At 69.0% G+C, this 16172-nt stretch carries 14 protein-coding genes; 7 read left to right on the forward strand and 7 right to left on the reverse strand.

All coding sequences use genetic code 11. The features are described 5' to 3' along the window. The first annotated feature begins 99 nt into the window (after nucleotides 1-99). From AW272_RS13785 to AW272_RS13795, 3 genes are all read left to right on the forward strand, one after another. Entirely contained in the window at nucleotides 100-951 is an 852-nt protein-coding gene (locus AW272_RS13785) for a neutral zinc metallopeptidase (protein ID WP_157518536.1), read from the forward strand. 51 nt (nucleotides 952-1002) lie between these two features. Then, entirely contained in the window at nucleotides 1003-1485 is a 483-nt protein-coding gene (locus tag AW272_RS13790) for a MarR family winged helix-turn-helix transcriptional regulator (RefSeq protein ID WP_066364334.1), read from the forward strand. 61 nt (nucleotides 1486-1546) lie between these two features. Beyond that, nucleotides 1547-2968, forward strand: coding sequence for an MFS transporter (locus AW272_RS13795; RefSeq protein WP_066364336.1), 1422 nt, complete (start codon nucleotides 1547-1549; stop codon nucleotides 2966-2968). Here the strand turns inward: AW272_RS13795 and AW272_RS13800 are convergent. From AW272_RS13800 to AW272_RS13825, 6 genes are all read right to left on the reverse strand, one after another. Continuing rightward, nucleotides 2916-4136, reverse strand: coding sequence for an ROK family transcriptional regulator (locus tag AW272_RS13800; protein ID WP_066364337.1), 1221 nt, complete (start codon nucleotides 4134-4136; stop codon nucleotides 2916-2918). The two genes, AW272_RS13795 and AW272_RS13800, sit on opposite strands and share 53 nt — an antisense overlap. 43 nt (nucleotides 4137-4179) lie before the next feature. After that, on the reverse strand, nucleotides 4180-5433 hold the full coding sequence (locus tag AW272_RS13805; protein ID WP_066364338.1) for a sugar ABC transporter permease: 1254 nt from the start codon (nucleotides 5431-5433) through the stop codon (nucleotides 4180-4182). Next, complete coding sequence (locus AW272_RS13810; RefSeq protein WP_066364339.1) at nucleotides 5430-6206, reverse strand: ATP-binding cassette domain-containing protein; 777 nt, start codon at nucleotides 6204-6206, stop codon at nucleotides 5430-5432. Before AW272_RS13810 ends, AW272_RS13805 begins: the two co-directional genes overlap by 4 nt. Before the next feature lie 89 nt (nucleotides 6207-6295). After that, the gene (locus AW272_RS13815) at nucleotides 6296-7426 is read right to left on the reverse strand and encodes a sugar ABC transporter substrate-binding protein (protein WP_066364340.1); all 1131 of its coding nucleotides are present in this window, start codon (nucleotides 7424-7426) and stop codon (nucleotides 6296-6298) included. A gap of 268 nt (nucleotides 7427-7694) precedes the next feature. Beyond that, entirely contained in the window at nucleotides 7695-10433 is a 2739-nt protein-coding gene (gene acnA / locus AW272_RS13820; RefSeq protein ID WP_066364341.1) for an aconitate hydratase AcnA, read from the reverse strand. 130 nt (nucleotides 10434-10563) lie between these two features. Then, nucleotides 10564-11283, reverse strand: coding sequence for a metal-dependent hydrolase (locus tag AW272_RS13825; protein WP_066364343.1), 720 nt, complete (start codon nucleotides 11281-11283; stop codon nucleotides 10564-10566). 265 nt (nucleotides 11284-11548) lie between these two features. On the opposite strand from AW272_RS13825, the gene AW272_RS13830 reads away from it, so the two are divergent. The 4 genes from AW272_RS13830 to AW272_RS13845 all read left to right on the forward strand — a co-directional run bounded on the left by AW272_RS13830 (nucleotide 11549) and on the right by AW272_RS13845 (nucleotide 14712). Next, the gene (locus AW272_RS13830) at nucleotides 11549-12271 is read left to right on the forward strand and encodes a PadR family transcriptional regulator (protein ID WP_066364344.1); all 723 of its coding nucleotides are present in this window, start codon (nucleotides 11549-11551) and stop codon (nucleotides 12269-12271) included. Nucleotides 12272-12279: 8 nt separating this feature from the next. Next, complete coding sequence (locus AW272_RS13835; protein WP_066364346.1) at nucleotides 12280-12765, forward strand: DUF1707 SHOCT-like domain-containing protein; 486 nt, start codon at nucleotides 12280-12282, stop codon at nucleotides 12763-12765. A gap of 24 nt (nucleotides 12766-12789) precedes the next feature. Continuing rightward, nucleotides 12790-13872, forward strand: coding sequence for a HesA/MoeB/ThiF family protein (locus AW272_RS13840; RefSeq protein WP_066364347.1), 1083 nt, complete (start codon nucleotides 12790-12792; stop codon nucleotides 13870-13872). Between the two features lie 231 nt (nucleotides 13873-14103). Continuing rightward, on the forward strand, nucleotides 14104-14712 hold the full coding sequence (locus tag AW272_RS13845; RefSeq protein WP_066364348.1) for a DUF6879 family protein: 609 nt from the start codon (nucleotides 14104-14106) through the stop codon (nucleotides 14710-14712). Here AW272_RS13845 and AW272_RS13850 read toward each other — a convergent pair. Next, complete coding sequence (locus AW272_RS13850) at nucleotides 14666-16075, reverse strand: sugar porter family MFS transporter (RefSeq protein ID WP_066364349.1); 1410 nt, start codon at nucleotides 16073-16075, stop codon at nucleotides 14666-14668. The genes AW272_RS13845 and AW272_RS13850 overlap by 47 nt on opposite strands. Nucleotides 16076-16172 lie beyond the last annotated feature (97 nt).

The raw sequence follows: 16172 nt of genomic DNA on the forward strand, positions 1-16172 counted from the left end.
CTGCGGTGCGGCGGTCATCCACGGGGGGTGACCGCCGTAAATATCCGTATTTACCCGACTTTACTCGTTCATAAGACCTGGTTTATGGTCTTCCACACCATGCGAATTCCCCTGATCGCACTGGCCTCCGGCGTGCTCTCCGTCCTCGTCGTGACGGGCTCCGCCGCCCAGGCCACCTCCTCTCCCCCGCCCCTGGCCGCCGCCCCGTCCGGTCTGGCCGCCCCGGCCCCACCGGCCGCGCCGGCCGCCGCCGCGCAGCGCGGGTTCCCCACGGTGCTGACGAAGAACAGGCTCTACCGTTCGGGCGCCGTCGACTCGTTCACCTGCTCCCCCGGCGAGCCACGCGCGGGCAGCGCGAACTCGCTGAAGACGTACCTGCTGAAGGTCGCGCGGTGCGTGAACCTGATGTACGCCCGGCAGTTCAAGGCGGCCGGGATGAGCTACCGGGTGCCGAAGATCGTGATCCGCGCCACCGGCGCCAGGACGCCGTGCGGCAAGCTCACCAACACCTACACGGCGCACTACTGCACCGCCTCGCAGACCATCTACCAGATCCTGCCGAAGTCCACGATCCGCAACCCGTGGGGCCTGACGCTGGCCAAGACGATGGCCCACGAGATCGGCCACCACGCGCAGCAGCGGGCCGGGATCGTCCCGGCGTTCAACCAGCTCTACGCGCAGGCGCGCACCAAGACCGCCCGCAACTACCTGAACCACCGGGTCGAGCAGCAGGCCGAATGCATGGCCGGGGTCTTCCTCGGGTCGGTGCAGGAGAGCCTGCCGGTCGTGTTCGAGGAGTGGGACCAGGTCGTCGACTGGGCCGCCAAGCACGCCACGGACACCGTCCACGGCAAGGGCCGCAACCAGGCCTTCTGGCTCGAGCGCGGCTACGATTCGCAGTCGTTCGCCTCGTGCAACACGTGGTCGGCGCCCAACGCCAGGGTCGCCTGACCCTCCCGTCGCGGACGATCCGGTACGGGAGCGGTTGTCTATCCTGAGGGGATGGCGCCCTCCCGTACCGAACCGGATCTGTCGTTCCTGCTCGACCACACCAGCCATGTGCTGCGCACCCGGATGGCGGCGGCGCTGGCCGAGATCGGGCTGACCGCGCGGATGCACTGCGTGCTGGTGCACGCCCTGGAAGAGGAGCGCACCCAGATCCAGCTCGCCGAGATCGGCGACATGGACAAGACCACGATGGTGGTCACGGTCGACGCCCTGGAGCAGGAGGGCCTGGCCGAACGACGGCCGTCGAGCACCGACCGCCGGGCCCGGATCATCGCGGTGACCGAGCGGGGCGCCGAGGTCGCCGCCCAGAGTCAGCGCATCGCCGACCGCGTCCACCGCGAGGTCCTCGACGCCCTTCCCGCCGACGGGGCCAAGACCCTGGTCCGCCTGCTGACTCACCTGACAGAAGGTCATCTGGCCACCCCCGTCGAAGCGCCCCAGGGCGCGCGGCGGGCCCGGCAGCGCGTCGCCCGATAATCGTCTACAACAAAACTATCTGCTACGGTCGTTTCTGTTCCCCCATGAACAGGAGACGACCATGTCCCGTTGGCTCGCATTGGCGGTGCTGTCCGCCGCCATGCTGATGACGATCCTCGACGGCAGCATCGTGACCGTGGCGCTGCCCGCCATCCAGCACGACCTCGGCTTCTCCTCGGCCGACCTGAGCTGGACCGTCAACGCCTACCTGATCCCCTTCGGCGGGTTGCTGCTGCTGTCCGGGCGGCTGGGCGACCTGATCGGCCGCAAACGCGTGTTCCTGGCCGGCAACGTCGTGTTCGTCGCGGCGTCCCTGCTCGCCGGGCTGGCCGACAGCCCGGGTCTGCTGATCGCCGCCCGGTTCCTGCAGGGCGCCGGCAGCGCGCTGGCCTCGTCGGTCGTGCTGGGCATCCTGGTGACGATGTTCACCGAGCCCGCCGAGCGGGCCAGGGCCATCGGCGTGTTCAGTTTCACCGGCGCGGCCGGGGCCTCCATCGGGCAGGTGGTCGGCGGCGTGCTCACCGACGCCCTCGACTGGCACTGGATCTTCTTCATCAACGTGCCGATCGGGCTGGCCACGATCCTGCTCGCGATCCGGGTGCTGCCGTCGGAACGCGGGGCCGGACTGGCCGCCGGGGCCGACGTCGCCGGCGCGGTCCTGGTCACCGGCGGCCTGATGCTGGGCGTCTACACCGTGGTCGGGATCGAGCAGCGCGGCGGCGGGCAGAGCCTCGTGTCCGGCGCCGTGGCGCTCCTGCTGCTGGCCGGGTTCTTCCTGCGGCAGGCGACCGCGCGCACCCCGCTGATGCCGCTGCGCGTGTTCCGGTCCCGCAACGTGTCGGGCGCCAACGTGGTGCAGATCCTGGCGCTGGCGGCGATGTTCGCCTTCCAGATCCTGGTCGCCCTGTACATGCAGCGGGTGCTCGGATACGGCGCGCTCGCCACCGGGCTGGCCATGCTGCCCGCCGCCGTCGCCATCGGCGGGGTGTCGCTGTTCGTCTCGGCCCGGCTCAACAACCGGTTCGGGGCCCGGACGGTGCTGCTCGCGGGGCTGGTGCTGCTGGCGGCCGCGATGGGATGGCTGACCCGCGTGCCGGTCGAGGCGGACTATGTCACCGACCTGCTGCCGGTGATGCTGCTGATCGCCGGTGGCGGACTGGTGCTGCCCGCGCTGACGAACCTCGGCATGTCGGACGCCGGGGAGGACGACGCCGGACTGGCCTCGGGCCTGTTCAACACCACGCAGCAGATCGGCATGGCCCTCGGTGTGGCGGTGCTGTCGACGCTGGCGGCGGGGCGGGCGGGGAGCCTGCTCGGGGCGGGTACGCCGGAACCGGTCGCGCTGACCGAGGGATTTCGGCTGGCGTTCACCGTCGCGGCGGGGCTGCTCGTGGTGGCCTTCGTCGTGGCCTTCACGGTGCTGCGCCCGGCTAGCCACTCATCCGCGCGAGGACCTCGAGCGGGTCGGCGAGTACCTTCGTGAAGGCGAGTTCGGCGGCCCCCACCAGCGTCGCGTCGTCGCCCAGTTCCGAGGTCCGCAGCCGCAGCGTCTCCCGCAGCGCGGGATGGGTGGCCAGGTTGAGGCGGCTGCGGACCTGCGCGGCCGAGCCGAGGTAGATCTCGCGCAGCGTGCCGCCGAAGATGACGACCTCGGGGTTGAAGACGTTGACCAGGTTGGAGACGCCGATGCCCAGCCAGTCGCCCACCCGGTGGAGCGCGTCCTGCGCGATTATGTCGCCGCGGTCGGCCGCCTCGACGACCGCGTGGATGCCGTCGCGGCCGCGCCCGGCCGCCAGGCGGTGGATGCCGGAGCGGCTGGCCAGTTCGAGCAGCGCCCGTTCCCCCACCTCGGCCTCCAGGCAGCCGTGGGAGCCGCAGCCGCAGGCCCGGCCGCCGGGGTTGACGATCATGTGGCCGACCTCGCCGCCGTAACCGGCCGCACCGCCGAGGAGCTGGCCGTTGACCACGATGCCGCCGCCGATGCCGACGTCGCCGTGCAGGTAGACGATGTCACGGCAGCCCGCGCCGGTGCCGCGTGTGTGTTCGGCGAGAGCGCCCAGGTTGGCGTCGTTGCCGACGGTGACCGGCAGGCCGAGCGCCAGGCGCTTGGACAGCTCCTCGCCGAACGGGCCGTCTTCCATCTCCAGGTTCGGGCTGAACCGGACGACGCCGTCGGCCTTGCGCACCGCGCCGCAGAACGCCGCGGCCGCGCCGACGCAGACGGTGTCGGCTCTGGTCTTGCGGTGCATCTGGCGGGCGAACCCGGCCAGGGTGGCCACCGACTCGTTGAGGTCGAAGGCGCCGCGCGGGCGCACCGCCCAGCGGCGGTCGAGGATGACCCCGCCCAAACCGATGCGGGCGGCGACCAGCCGGTCGACACCCACGTCGAAGGCGAGCACGTAGACCCGCGAGGACTCGGGCCGGACCACCAGTGACGGGCGCCCGGCCCGGCCGGTCTCTCTGGGCAGTTCCTCGCGCACCAGACCGGCCGCGGTGAGGTCGGCCGTCAGCGCCATGATGGTGCTGCGGTTCAGCCCCATGCGGCTGGTCAGTTCGGCACGCGAGGTGGGACCACCGAGATGGACGTGTCGCAGCAGGGTCCCGAGGTTGTGCCTGCGGATCTCCTCCTGGGAGGGACCTGCGCGCAGCATGCGTCCTGCCTCTGGTGCCGGGGGGTCGTCGTTCGCGCCCACCCTATCGGCGGCCGGATGCCGACGCCCGCTTGCGGGAAAGGGCGTCCACGCCGGCCGCGAGCAGCAGCACCGCACCGGTGACCACGAACTTCACGCTGGAGCTGTAGCCCATCAGACCCATGCCGTTGATGACGACCGCGACGACCGCGCCGCCGAGGATCGCGTCGAGGGCCCGGCCCTTGCCGCCGAACAGCGACGTGCCGCCGATGACCGCGGCCCCGACCGCGAACAGCAGCACGTTGCTGCCGCCCGTGTTGGGGTCGACCGAGTTGGCCCGGGAGGCCGCCACGATGCCGCCGATGGACGCCATGAAGGAACAGATGACGAACGCGGAGATCTTGATCCGGTCGACGTTGATGCCGGCCCGGCGGGCCGCCTCGGCGTTGCCGCCGACGGCGTAGATGTGCCGCCCGAAGCGGGTGCGGCGCAGCACGAACGTCCAGACCAGCAGCAGCACCAGGATGATGGGCACCACGACCGGCACGCCCGTCAGGGAGATGACGCCGGGGTTGCGGCTGCGCTCCAGGTTCAGCACGTAGACCGCGAAGCCCGCGGCGACCGCGAGGGCGCCGACGCGGACGGCGACCAGCGACAGCGGGTCGGTGACCAGGCCGCGGGCCGCCCTGCGGCGGTTGTTGGCCAGCTGGAGCCCGGCGTAGCCGAGCACACCGACGACCACGAGCGCCCAGCCGAGCCACGGGTACATGTTCTCGTTGGCGACGGCCAGGATGACCGAGTCGCGGATCGAGATGTTGGTGCCCTCGTCGAGCAGGATCAGCACGACGCCCTGGAAGGCCAGGAACGCCGCCAGCGTCACCACGAACGACGGGATGCCCAGCTTGGCGACCAGCCAGCCGATGATCAGGCCGATCACCACGCCGATGACCATGGCGGCCAGCACGGCGGCGTACCAGGGCCAGCCCTCGTTGGTGAGGGTCACGCCCAGCACGGCCGCGCAGACCCCTGAGGCGAAGCCCGCCGACAGGTCGATCTCGCCCAGCAGCAGGACGAACACCAGGCCCATCGCGATGATGGTGACGCCCGCGCCCTGGGTGAAGAGGTTGGCGAAGTTGACCGGCGACAGGAACACCGGTGACAGGACCGCGAAGACCGTGCACAGCACGATCAGGCCGATGACCGCCGGAAGGGCGCCGAGTTCACCTCCGCGCACCCGATCCACGTAGTCACGGATCTGCTGACCGAACGCGGCGGGGGCCACGACGGCCTTCTCTTCCGGAGTGGCTGTGGTGGTCATGCGGTCGCTTCCTTGCCGTTCTGCAGGCCGAGCTCCCCGCTGCGCCCGGCCGTGATGAGCTCCACGATCTGGGAGTGGGTGACGTCGGAAGTCTTGACCTGGGCCGCCATCCGGCCGAGGTAGAGGGCGGCGATCCGGTCGGAGACCGCGAACACGTCGTTCATGTTGTGGGAGATGAGCACGACGGCCAGGCCTTTGTCGGCCAGGCGGCGTACCAGCTCCAGGACCTGCGCGGTCTGCGCGACGCCCAGAGCGGCGGTCGGCTCGTCGAGGATGACGACCTTGCTGTTCCACAGAACGGCCTTGGCGATCGCGACGGTCTGCCGCTGTCCGCCCGACAGGCTGGAGACGTGCTGGCGGAGGGACTTGACCGTCCGGACGGAAAGGCCCAGCAGGGTCTTGGCCGCCATCTCCTCCATCGTGTCCTCGTCCAGCACCAGCCCGCGCTTGCGCTCGCGGCCGAGGAACATGTTCTGGACGATGTCGAGGTTGTCGCAGAGCGCGAGGTCCTGATAGACGATCTCGACGCCCATCGACGCCGCGTCGCGGGGGCTGCTGACGTGGGCCTGCTTGCCCTCGAAGAAGTAATCGCCAGAGTCGAAGGGGTGGATTCCCCCGATGCACTTGACGAGGGTGGACTTACCGGCGCCGTTGTCGCCGACAAGAGCGGTCACCTCTCCGGGATACACCGAAAAGGCGACATCGTGAAGGACCTGTACGGGACCGAAGCTCTTGTCGATTCCGCGCAGCTCCAGGACGGGTGCCGTGGACACGATGGGCTACTCCTGCTTCCAGAGAGAGGTACGGCCCGCGCCCCTTGTTCTAGGGAATGGGGGCGCGGGCCGTACCCGACGGAATGTTGTTAGCTGATTCCGGCCTCGGTGCACAGGGCGGCGAAGTCGCCCGTGCAGAGCTCTTCCTTCGTGACGTAGCCGTCGGCGACGACGTCCTTCACGTTGTCCTTGTAGATGGCGACCGGGGTCAGCAGCACGGCCGGGACGTCGGCGTTGGTCTCGGTGTCCTTGACGGTGCCGGTGGCGGCGGGCTTCTCACCCTTGGCCAGCGCGATGGCCAGCTGCGCGGTGGCGTCGGCCTCCTGCTTGACGGCCTTGTAGACGGTCATGCACTGGTCGCCGGCGAGGATGTTCTGCAGGCCCTGCGCGGTGGCGTCCTGGCCGGTGACCGGGACCTTGCCGTTGAGGTTGTTCTTCTTCAGCACCGCGATGGCGGCGTTGCCGAGGCCGTCGTTCGCGGCGAGGACGCCCGCGATCTTCGCCTCCTTGGTGAGCTGCTGCTCGAAGAGGGTGCCGGCCTGGGCGTTGTCCCAGTCAGGAACGGAGTCCTCCGGGCCCTTGACGTAGTCGCCCGAGTCGAATTTCGGCTTGAGGACGCTGTCGTAGCCCTCCTTGAACAGGGTGGCGTTGTTGTCGGTCGGCGAGCCGTTCAGGTAGGAGATGATCGGCTTGTCGGCCTTGGCGTCGTCGAGACACTTCGACAGGCCCTCGCCCTGGAGCTTGCCCACGGCGGTGTTGTCGAAGGACACGTAGTAGTCGGCGTTGCCGCCGAGGGTCAGGCGGTCGTAGTCGATGGTGGCGATGCCCTGGGCCTTCGCCTTGTCGAGAACGGCCTTGCCGGTGCCCGAGTCGAGGTTGACGATCGCGAGCACGGTCACGCCGCCGGTGATCATCTGGTCGGCGATGGTCTGGAACTGCGTCTTGTCACCCTGGGCGTTCTGGATGTCGTACGCGACCCCGGCGGCCTTGAAGGCCTCTTCGAGGTACTTGCGGTCGGCGGTCTCCCAGCGGGCGGAGGACTTGCTGTCCGGGAGGATGACGCCGATCTTGCCCTGGGCGGGCGCGGCGGCGGACGTCGCGGGCGCGGCACCGGTGGTCGCCGGGGCGGCTTCCGTGCCCTCGTCACCCCCGCCACACGCGGTGAGACCGAGGGAAAGGGCCGCGAATGCGGCACCGATGCTGAGGATCCCCTTGCGCATGATGCGTGGGTCCTTTCTGGCCGGGGGTCTATCTGGGGGGTGTACATCACCTAATGGGTGAATGTTGTTTGGGACAACGTACGCCCAAGACAACATGGGGAGAAAGACACAGGAAGGTAACGTTTGTTGTCTGGGGTAACAATGAAGAAACGTACCCGCAAAGAACCTGGTCTCCCCACCAAGCCCAGGTAAAAACCAAGGTCAACCCCGGAAACACGAAAGCCGCCCGGGTCCGGCGGACCCGAGCGGCTTGGTGGCGCGAACGGCGCTACTTCGCGAGCAGCGACCTCAGCACGTACTGCATGATGCCGCCGTGGCGGTAGTAGTCGGCCTCGCCCGGGGTGTCGATGCGGACGAGCGCCTCGAACCGCTTGTCGCCCGCCCGCACGGTCACGGTGGCCGGGGTGTGGCCCTGGTTGAGCTCCTCGACGCCGGTGATCTCGAAGGTCTCCTCACCGGTCAGGCCGAGGGACGCCGCGGTCTCCCCTTCGGGGAACTGCAGCGGCAGCACGCCCATGCCGATCAGGTTCGAGCGGTGGATGCGCTCGTAGGACTCCGCGATGACCGCCCGCACGCCGAGCAGAGCGGTGCCCTTGGCCGCCCAGTCGCGCGAGGAGCCGGAGCCGTATTCCTTGCCTGCCAGGACCACGAGCGGGATGCCGGCGGCCTGGTAGTTGACCGAGGCGTCGTAGATGAACGCCTGCGGGCCGCCGTCGGCGGTGAAGTCGCGGGTGTAGCCGCCCTCCACGCCGTCGAGCAGCAGGTTCCTCAGCCGGATGTTGGCGAAGGTGCCGCGGATCATGACCTCGTGGTTGCCCCGGCGCGAGCCGTAGCTGTTGAAGTCACGGACCTCGACGCCGTTCGCCTTGAGGTAGTCGGCGGCGGGGGTGCCGACCTTGATCGAGCTGGCGGGCGAGATGTGGTCGGTGGTGACCGAGTCGCCCAGCACCGCAAGCACCCGCGCGCCGGCGATGTCGGTGACCGGCTCCGGCTTGGCCGGCATGCCCTCGAAGTAGGGCGCCTTGCGCACGTAGGTCGAGTTCGGGTCCCACTCGAAGGTGTTGCCGGTCGGGATCGGCAGCGACTGCCAGTGGTCGTCGCCCTTGAAGACGTCGGCGTAGTCGCGCAGGAACATGTCCTGGCCGATCGAGTCGGCGACGACCCGGGAGACCTCTTCGGGCTCGGGCCAGATGTCGGCGAGGAACACCGGCTCGCCGTCGGAGCCGACGCCCAGCGGCTCGTTGTTCAGGTCGAGGTCCATCGTGCCCGCGAGCGCGTAGGCGACCACCAGCGGCGGCGAGGCCAGGTAGTTCATCTTCACGTCGGGGTTGATGCGGCCCTCGAAGTTGCGGTTGCCCGACAGCACGGCCGTCACGGCGAGGTCGCCCGCCTGGATCGCGGCCGAGATCTCCTCGGGCAGCGGGCCCGAGTTGCCGATGCAGGTGGTGCAGCCGTAGCCGACCAGGTTGAACCCGATCTTGTCGAGGTAGGGCTGGAGGCCCGACCGCTCGAAGTAGCCGGTCACGACCTGGGAACCCGGCGCCAGCGAGGTCTTCACCCAGGGCTTGCGGGTCAGGCCCTTCTCGACCGCGTTGCGGGCGAGCAGGGCCGCGCCGAGCATCACATAGGGGTTGGACGTGTTGGTGCACGACGTGATCGCGGCGATCGTCACCACACCGTGGTCGATCTCGAAGGTCGCGCCGTCGGCCAGGGTGACCGGCACCGCCTTGTGCGGGCGCGGGGCGCCGGCGCGGGCGTTGGAGGCGGGCGCGTCGGAGGCCGGGAAGGACTCCTCGTTGGCCTCGTCGACGCCGTCGCCGTCGAAGTCGGTGACGTAGGCGCGCACGTCGCGGCGCCAGATCTCCTTCGACTCGCTCAGCGCGATGCGGTCCTGCGGGCGCTTGGGCCCGGCGATCGACGGCACCACGGTGGACAGGTCGAGCTCGATGTATTCGGAGAACGCGGGCTCGGCCTGGGGGTCGAGCCAGAGGCCCTGCTCCTTGGCGTAGGCCTCGACCAGGGCGGTCTGCTCGGCGGACCGGCCGGTCAGCGTGAGGTAGTTGATCGTCTCCTGGTCGATCGGGAAGATCGCGCAGGTCGAGCCGAACTCGGGGCTCATGTTGCCGATCGTGGCCCGGTTGGCCAGCGGCACCGAGGTGACGCCCTCGCCGTAGAACTCGACGAACTTGCCGACGACGCCGTGCTTGCGCAGGATCTGGGTGATGGTGAGCACCAGGTCGGTGGCGGTCGCCCCGGCCGGGAGCTTGCCGGTCAGCTTGAAGCCGACCACGCGCGGGATGAGCATCGAGATCGGCTGGCCGAGCATCGCGGCCTCGGCCTCGATGCCGCCGACGCCCCAGCCCAGCACGCCGATGCCGTTCTCCATCGTCGTGTGGGAGTCGGTGCCGACGCAGGTGTCGGGGTAGGCCTTGCCGTCGCGGATCATGACCACGCGGGCGAGGTGCTCGATGTTGACCTGGTGCACGATGCCGGTGCCCGGCGGCACCACCTTGAACTCGTCGAAGGCGGTCTGGCCCCAGCGCAGGAACTGGTAGCGCTCGTGGTTGCGCTCGTATTCCTTGTCGACGTTGCGCTGGAAGGAGTCGGGGCCGCCGAAGAAGTCGACGATGACCGAGTGGTCGATGACCATCTCGGCGGGCGCCAGCGGGTTGACCCGGTCGGGGTCGCCCCCGAGGTCGCGCACCGCCTCACGCATGGTGGCCAGGTCGACCACGCACGGGACGCCGGTGAAGTCCTGCATGATCACGCGGGCCGGGGTGAACTGGATCTCCACACTCGGCGCGGCCGACGGGTCCCACTGGCCGATGGCGTTGATGTGGGCCTCGGTGATGTTCGCGCCGTCTTCGGTGCGGAGCAGGTTCTCCAGCAGGATCTTCAGACTGTACGGGAGGCGCGCCGACCCTTCGACCCTGTCCAGCCGGTAGATCTCGTACGACGCGTCACCCACGCGCAGTGTGTCACGGGCGCCGAAGCTGTTCGCGGACACGAAGTCTCGCCTCCCCAAAGGTTTCTGTTGACAACTCGCCCGGCCAGTCTCCCGTATACACAGGAGCGGCTGATCGGTCAGGCTCGCCTAACCTTGAGCGAATATCTCTTGATATCAAGATATCGCATTCTCACGCGGGGATTAACCGCAGGAACAGCAGCGCGAGCACGGCCACGGAGAGCGCCGGCGCCAGGATCTTGGTCTCGAACTTCTGCCCGGTCTTCAGACCCCAGTCCCACGGCAGCAGCCACTTGTGCTTGAGCGGCCACAGCACCGGACACCCCCGCTCGGTCAGGCAGTCACCCGCCACATGGACCAGACACCCGATCCCGATCGCGAACCCCAGCCAGGCGTAACTCACCCCCAGCCCCCAGAACGCCGCGAAGATCCCCCCGGTCAGCACGATGTTCACCACCGCCGACCCGATCTTGTTCCCCGGGATCCCGATCCCGATGGCCCGCAACGCCAACCCGATCGACAGCACCACAAGAATGTCCTGCCCGACAGTGAACTTGGTCGCCAGCAGGTGGGCGGCCACCCCCATGAGGATCGCGAACAACAGCGAGTGAGTGGCCTTCCGATGCCCCCCGCTGATGAAGTTGACCCCCTTGCTCAATAACCAGGTGGCCGGCCCGAAGGTCTGCGCGATGGTCGCACTGGGGTGGTCAAGGTCGGGCAGCATGGCCGCCCCCGCACAGATGATCGCCCCCGCGATCAACTCGGCCGGCGACATCACCGTGGCGAAGGCCAGAGTCGGCTGAAAGTCGAAAACGGCGGGCAGCGCGGACAACCCGGGCGCGATGCCCAGCCAGACGATCGCCCCGGTCAGCGCATGGGAATGCCCCATCATGTCGTGATCACGACACGGCAGCGTACGGCAAAGCACCGACAAAAATCATCGGGCATGCAAGACGGGATCGCTCCGCTCCAAGAGCACCCCCCAGCCCTCTCAGCGCGGAACAATCCCGTCTCTGCCCAATGTAACGGAGCGGTCTCAATACCTGTTCCCGGAGTTCCCATCTTTTTTCGTGACTTGAGTCACTTACTGCTTTTTCTTGCTGACGACATGTTCTCGATATATCGTTGAGGCATCGCGTAACACTCTAGGAGAGATCATGACCAACGCACACACAGCAGGCGGCCCCTGGGCCCACCCCCACGAGTTCCATCATGAGATCCGCAACCTCAAGGCCGCGCTCAAGGAGAACCTGCGCGGCCTCGCCGCGACCTGGGAGACCTCGCGCGGCGGCCCGCACGAACACCGCCATCGCGGCCCCCGGGGGCGCGGCGGTCCCTGGGGAGGTGGTCCGGGCTTCGGTCCTGGCGGCCCCTTCGGGCCCGGGTTCCCGTTCGGGCCCCGCGGCTTCGGCGGAGGCCGGAAGGCCAAGCGCGGTGACGTCCGCGCCGCCATCCTGGCTCTGCTGTCCGAGGAGCCGCGCAACGGCTACCAGATCATCCAGGAGATCGCCGAGCGGTCGCAGGGCGGCTGGAAGCCCAGCCCCGGCGCGGTCTACCCGGCGCTCCAGCAGCTCACCGACGAGGGGCTGGTGCGCGCCGAGGAGAACGACGGGCGCAAGACGTTCACCCTCACCGACGCCGGCCGCGCCTACATCGCCGAGCACCAGGACGAGGTCCGCGCCCCGTGGGAGGAAATGACTCCCGACATCGGGGACAACGTCCACGAATTGTTTGATTTGTCACGCCAGGCCGCGTCCGCTCTGTTCCAAATCGCGCAGACTGGGAGTGAGAACCAGGTGCGTCAGGCCAAGAAGATCCTGGCCGAGAGCCGGCGCAAGCTGTACCAGGTCCTGGCCGACGGCGACACCGACGAGGAGTAGAGACCCTCATGACCGCTGACCGCGTTCCGCCCGCCGAGCTGCGCATCGGCGACAAGGAGCGTGACGAGGTGACCGCCTTCCTGCACGACGCGTTCGCGCAGGGGCGGATCACCCGCGAGGAGCTCGACGAGCGCCTCGACGTCACGCTCGCCGCCAAGACCGCCGGCAATCTGGGCGCCGTGCTGGCCGACCTGCCCGGCGGGCAGGGCGTGGGGGCGCCCAAGGCTCCGCCGGTTCAGGTGCCTCCGGGCATCGACATGGGCAACTGGGGATACCACCTGGCCCGTCCCCCGAAGCGGGCTTCGGCCTGCGCGCGGGGCAGGGGGCCCGGAATGGCACCGTTCGTGCCCTTGATCGTCGTGGCGATCATCGTCATGATCGCCACAGGTGCGGTGTTCACGGTGTTCAAGATCCTGTTCTTCCTGTGGATCATCTCGCTGGTCGCGGGGGCGGCCGGCCGGCACGGACGTCGTACACACACCAGATTCAGGTAGGCGTCGTCACGGGGGAGATCGAGATTGCGGTTTCCGCGGGTCAAAGCGGAGCACCGCCCCTTCCGCACCCCCGAGGGAACCGTGCGGATCGGCGGCGAGATCTACGGACTCGCCGCCGAGATCGCCGACCCCGGGGGCTGGGTGTGGGCGGCCCTTTCGCTGCTCGACGGGCGGCGCGGCCCCGAAGAGGTGGCCGGTCGCCTGCTCGTGATGTTCCCGGGGCTCGACCCCGGTGACGCGCGCGGCGTCATCGACGACCTGGTCGGCTCCGGTTATCTGGAGGAGGCCGCCGCTCGCCCGCCGCGCGGGCTGAGCGCGCGCGAACTCGACCGCTACAGCCGCAACCAGGCCTTCTTCAGGGGCGTCGACCTGGTTCCCGGCCACAGCGCGTGGGAGACCCAGCTCGCGCTGAAACGGGCCCGGGTCGTCGTGGTGGGCCTGGGCGGCACCGGCAGTCACGCCGCCTGGGCGCTGGCCGCGGTCGGCGTCGGGCGGCTCCACTGCGTCGACCCCGATCTGGTCGAGCTGTCCAACCTGAACCGCCAGCTCCTCTACACCGAGGCCGACGTCGGCCTCCCGAAGGCGCTGCTGGCGCAGGCCCGGCTGAGCAGGATCAACAGCGACATCGTGGTCACCTCGGACCGCCACCGCGTCACCTGCGAGGCCGACCTGCGATCACTGGTCGCCGGTTACGACGCCCTCGCCCTCTGCGCCGACGAGCCCAGGGGCGAGGGCATCCGCGTCTGGGCCAACCGCGCCTGCGCGGCGGCGGGCGTTCCGTGGGCGGGCGGCGGCTACAACGGCCCCCTCGTCACCGTCGGCGTGTTCGACCCGCCGAACGGCGCCTGTTACGAGTGCGTCACAGCTGCCGAGCAGGCCCACCGCGCCGAGGGCGGCATCCCCGACCTGAGCGGCGGCCCCGGCGTGACCGGAACCTCCGCCGGCATCTCCGGTCATCTGGTCGCGCAGGCGATCATCTCGCTGGTCACAGGCGTGCCCGAGGTGGCGCCCGGCTACGTCCACGGGATCAACCTGCTCTCGCCCGACCACCACGTCTACGCCCGGCACGCCGCGCGCCCGGGATGTCCCGTCTGCTTTGGGCCTTGACGACCACGCGGACCGCTTTACGATCACGTCGTGTCGGGGAACCGGGACGGAAGGTAATGGGATGAAGCATTCGCAAAACGACACAACGCCCAGTACGCCCGTCAGACGGCAGATCATCATTCGCCGCCTGGGGCGTAACGAAACAGCTATCTGTAGCAACTCGTACGGTAACTGACCACCGAAGCGGGCCGGCGAGAGGCGCGAATCGCCGACCCGGCCGATGGAGGATGAGTGCGGGAGATCGTGCAAGGCGCCCCCGGGGTCGTGCTCGACCGGCAGGCGTACACGACCGAGTTCTACGGCGTCTATCGGGAGATGGAGGGGGTGCTGTGGAAGCTCGAACGGGCGCAGCACTTTCATGAGCCCTACAGTCCGAGCTGGGTGGCCTGGGCCGACGGCGACTGGGACCGGGCCATGAAACTCATCGAGGAGGCGGCCGGGGAGTTCGCGGCCGACGTCGTCGACTCGGTGGAGCTGCGGCGGCTGCGGATCGCCGAGCAGCCGCAGACGGCATACCTGAACTGGGAGCTTCAGGTCCTGAGGGCGCGGGCGGGGGTGGGCGAGCGGACCCGCGTGCTCGACGTGTCCGCGGTGCGGCACCTGGAGCGACACGGCCCGCTCCCGGAGATCCTGATCCTGTCGCGCGAGCTGATGTACGAGGTCCTCTACGACGACATCGGCGCGCACATCGGCGGGCGCAGGATCATCCAGAAGGACGTGATCGCGACCTGCCTGACCGACGTGGAGGCCCTCTACGACCAGGCCGACGACCTGAGCCGATGGCTGAAGACCACTAGCCCATCTCCTCCAGTTTTCGACCCTTCGTCTCCTTCACGATGAACACCACGAACAGGTACGACAGCGCGGCGAACACGGCGTAGAACAGGTAGGTGAGGGCCAGGTTCCACTCCGACAGCGGCGGGAACGTGACGGTCACCGCCCAGTTGGCCAGCCACTGCGCCGCCGCCGCGACCGACAGCGCCGCCGCCCTGATGCGGCCGGGGAAGATCTCGCCCAGCAGCACCCAGACGATGACTCCCCACGACAACGCGAAGAACAGCACGAACGCGTTGGCCGCGATCAGGGCGGCGGCGCCCTGCACGGGCGGCAGCTGCACGATCCCGTCGATGCTGTTGGTGAAGCTGAACGCCCACGACGCCACGGCCAGCGCGATCGCCATGCCGGCCGAGCCCACCAGCAGCAGCGGACGGCGGCCGACCTTGTCGACCAGGGCCATGGCGATGAACGTGCCGACGATGTTGATGATCGAGCTGGAGAAGCTGATCAGCAGCGAGTCCGACTGGTTGATGCCGACCGACTGCCAGAGCACCGACGAGTAGTAGAAGATCACGTTGATGCCGACGAACTGCTGGAAGACCGACAGGATGACGCCGGTCCAGACGATCGGCAGCAGCCCGAAGCGGGGTCCGCGCAGGTCGCTGAAGCGCGGACGGCGCCGGGTGCGCAGCACGCTCCTGATCTCGGTCACCCGGGCGTCGAGGTCGACGTGCTCCCCCTCGATGTCGCGCAGCACCTCGCGGGCCTGCTGGTCGCGTCCGACCGAGACGAGGAAGCGGGGCGACTCGGGGATGACGCTGGCGAAGATGAGGAAGATCAGGGCGGGCACCAGGCAGGCGCCGAGCATCCACTGCCAGGCCTGCAGGCCGCCGAGGTCGTTGTTGACCTCGCCGCCCGCCCACAGGTTGATGGCGAAGTTCACGAGCTGGGAGACGGCGATGCCGAGCACGATCGCGAGCTGCTGGAACGAGCCGAGCCTGCCGCGATAGGCGGGCGGGGCGACCTCGGCGATGTAGGCGGGCCCGAGGACCGAGGCCATGCCGATCGCGGCGCCGGCCAGGACCCGCCAGAAGGCCAGGTCCCAGATCGCGAAGGGCAGCGCCTGCCCGATCGAGCTGACGGCGAAGATGAGCGCGGCCAGCCGCATGGTCTTGGTGCGCCCCCACCGGTCGGCCAGGGTGCCGGCGAACCAGGCGCCGACGGCCGACCCGAGCAGCGCGATGGCCACCACGACGCCGATGGTGACCGGGCCCACGTTGAAGTAGCGCTGGATGCCCACGACCGCGCCGTTGATCACCGCACTGTCGTAGCCGAACAGGAAACCCCCTATGGCACCGGCGGCCGCGATGAACGTGACGTAGCCGAGACGCTCCTGCTTGTGCGCGGCTACCGATGGACCCCCCATGTCCCCTACTTGCCCGCAATTACGACAAGTAGCGCCATGACTACACTAAGGGGCCCTTACCGGATGCGTACGCGGCTTTTCAGGCACACGGTGCAGT

The organism is Herbidospora mongoliensis, from assembly GCF_001570545.1.
Taxonomy (GTDB): domain Bacteria; phylum Actinomycetota; class Actinomycetes; order Streptosporangiales; family Streptosporangiaceae; genus Herbidospora; species Herbidospora mongoliensis.

Coding starts and splice junctions, on each gene's coding strand:
- AW272_RS13835 (WP_066364346.1), top strand. CDS start 12,280: ATGACCGCTGACCGCGTTCCGCCCGCCGAGCTGCGCATCGGCGACAAG.
- AW272_RS13790 (WP_066364334.1), top strand. CDS start 1,003: ATGGCGCCCTCCCGTACCGAACCGGATCTGTCGTTCCTGCTCGACCAC.
- AW272_RS13785 (WP_157518536.1), top strand. CDS start 100: ATGCGAATTCCCCTGATCGCACTGGCCTCCGGCGTGCTCTCCGTCCTC.
- AW272_RS13830 (WP_066364344.1), top strand. CDS start 11,549: ATGACCAACGCACACACAGCAGGCGGCCCCTGGGCCCACCCCCACGAG.
- AW272_RS13825 (WP_066364343.1), bottom strand. CDS start 11,283: ATGATGGGGCATTCCCATGCGCTGACCGGGGCGATCGTCTGGCTGGGC.
- AW272_RS13850 (WP_066364349.1), bottom strand. CDS start 16,075: ATGGGGGGTCCATCGGTAGCCGCGCACAAGCAGGAGCGTCTCGGCTAC.
- AW272_RS13800 (WP_066364337.1), bottom strand. CDS start 4,136: ATGCTGCGCGCAGGTCCCTCCCAGGAGGAGATCCGCAGGCACAACCTC.
- AW272_RS13795 (WP_066364336.1), top strand. CDS start 1,547: ATGTCCCGTTGGCTCGCATTGGCGGTGCTGTCCGCCGCCATGCTGATG.
- AW272_RS13805 (WP_066364338.1), bottom strand. CDS start 5,433: ATGACCACCACAGCCACTCCGGAAGAGAAGGCCGTCGTGGCCCCCGCC.
- AW272_RS13815 (WP_066364340.1), bottom strand. CDS start 7,426: ATGCGCAAGGGGATCCTCAGCATCGGTGCCGCATTCGCGGCCCTTTCC.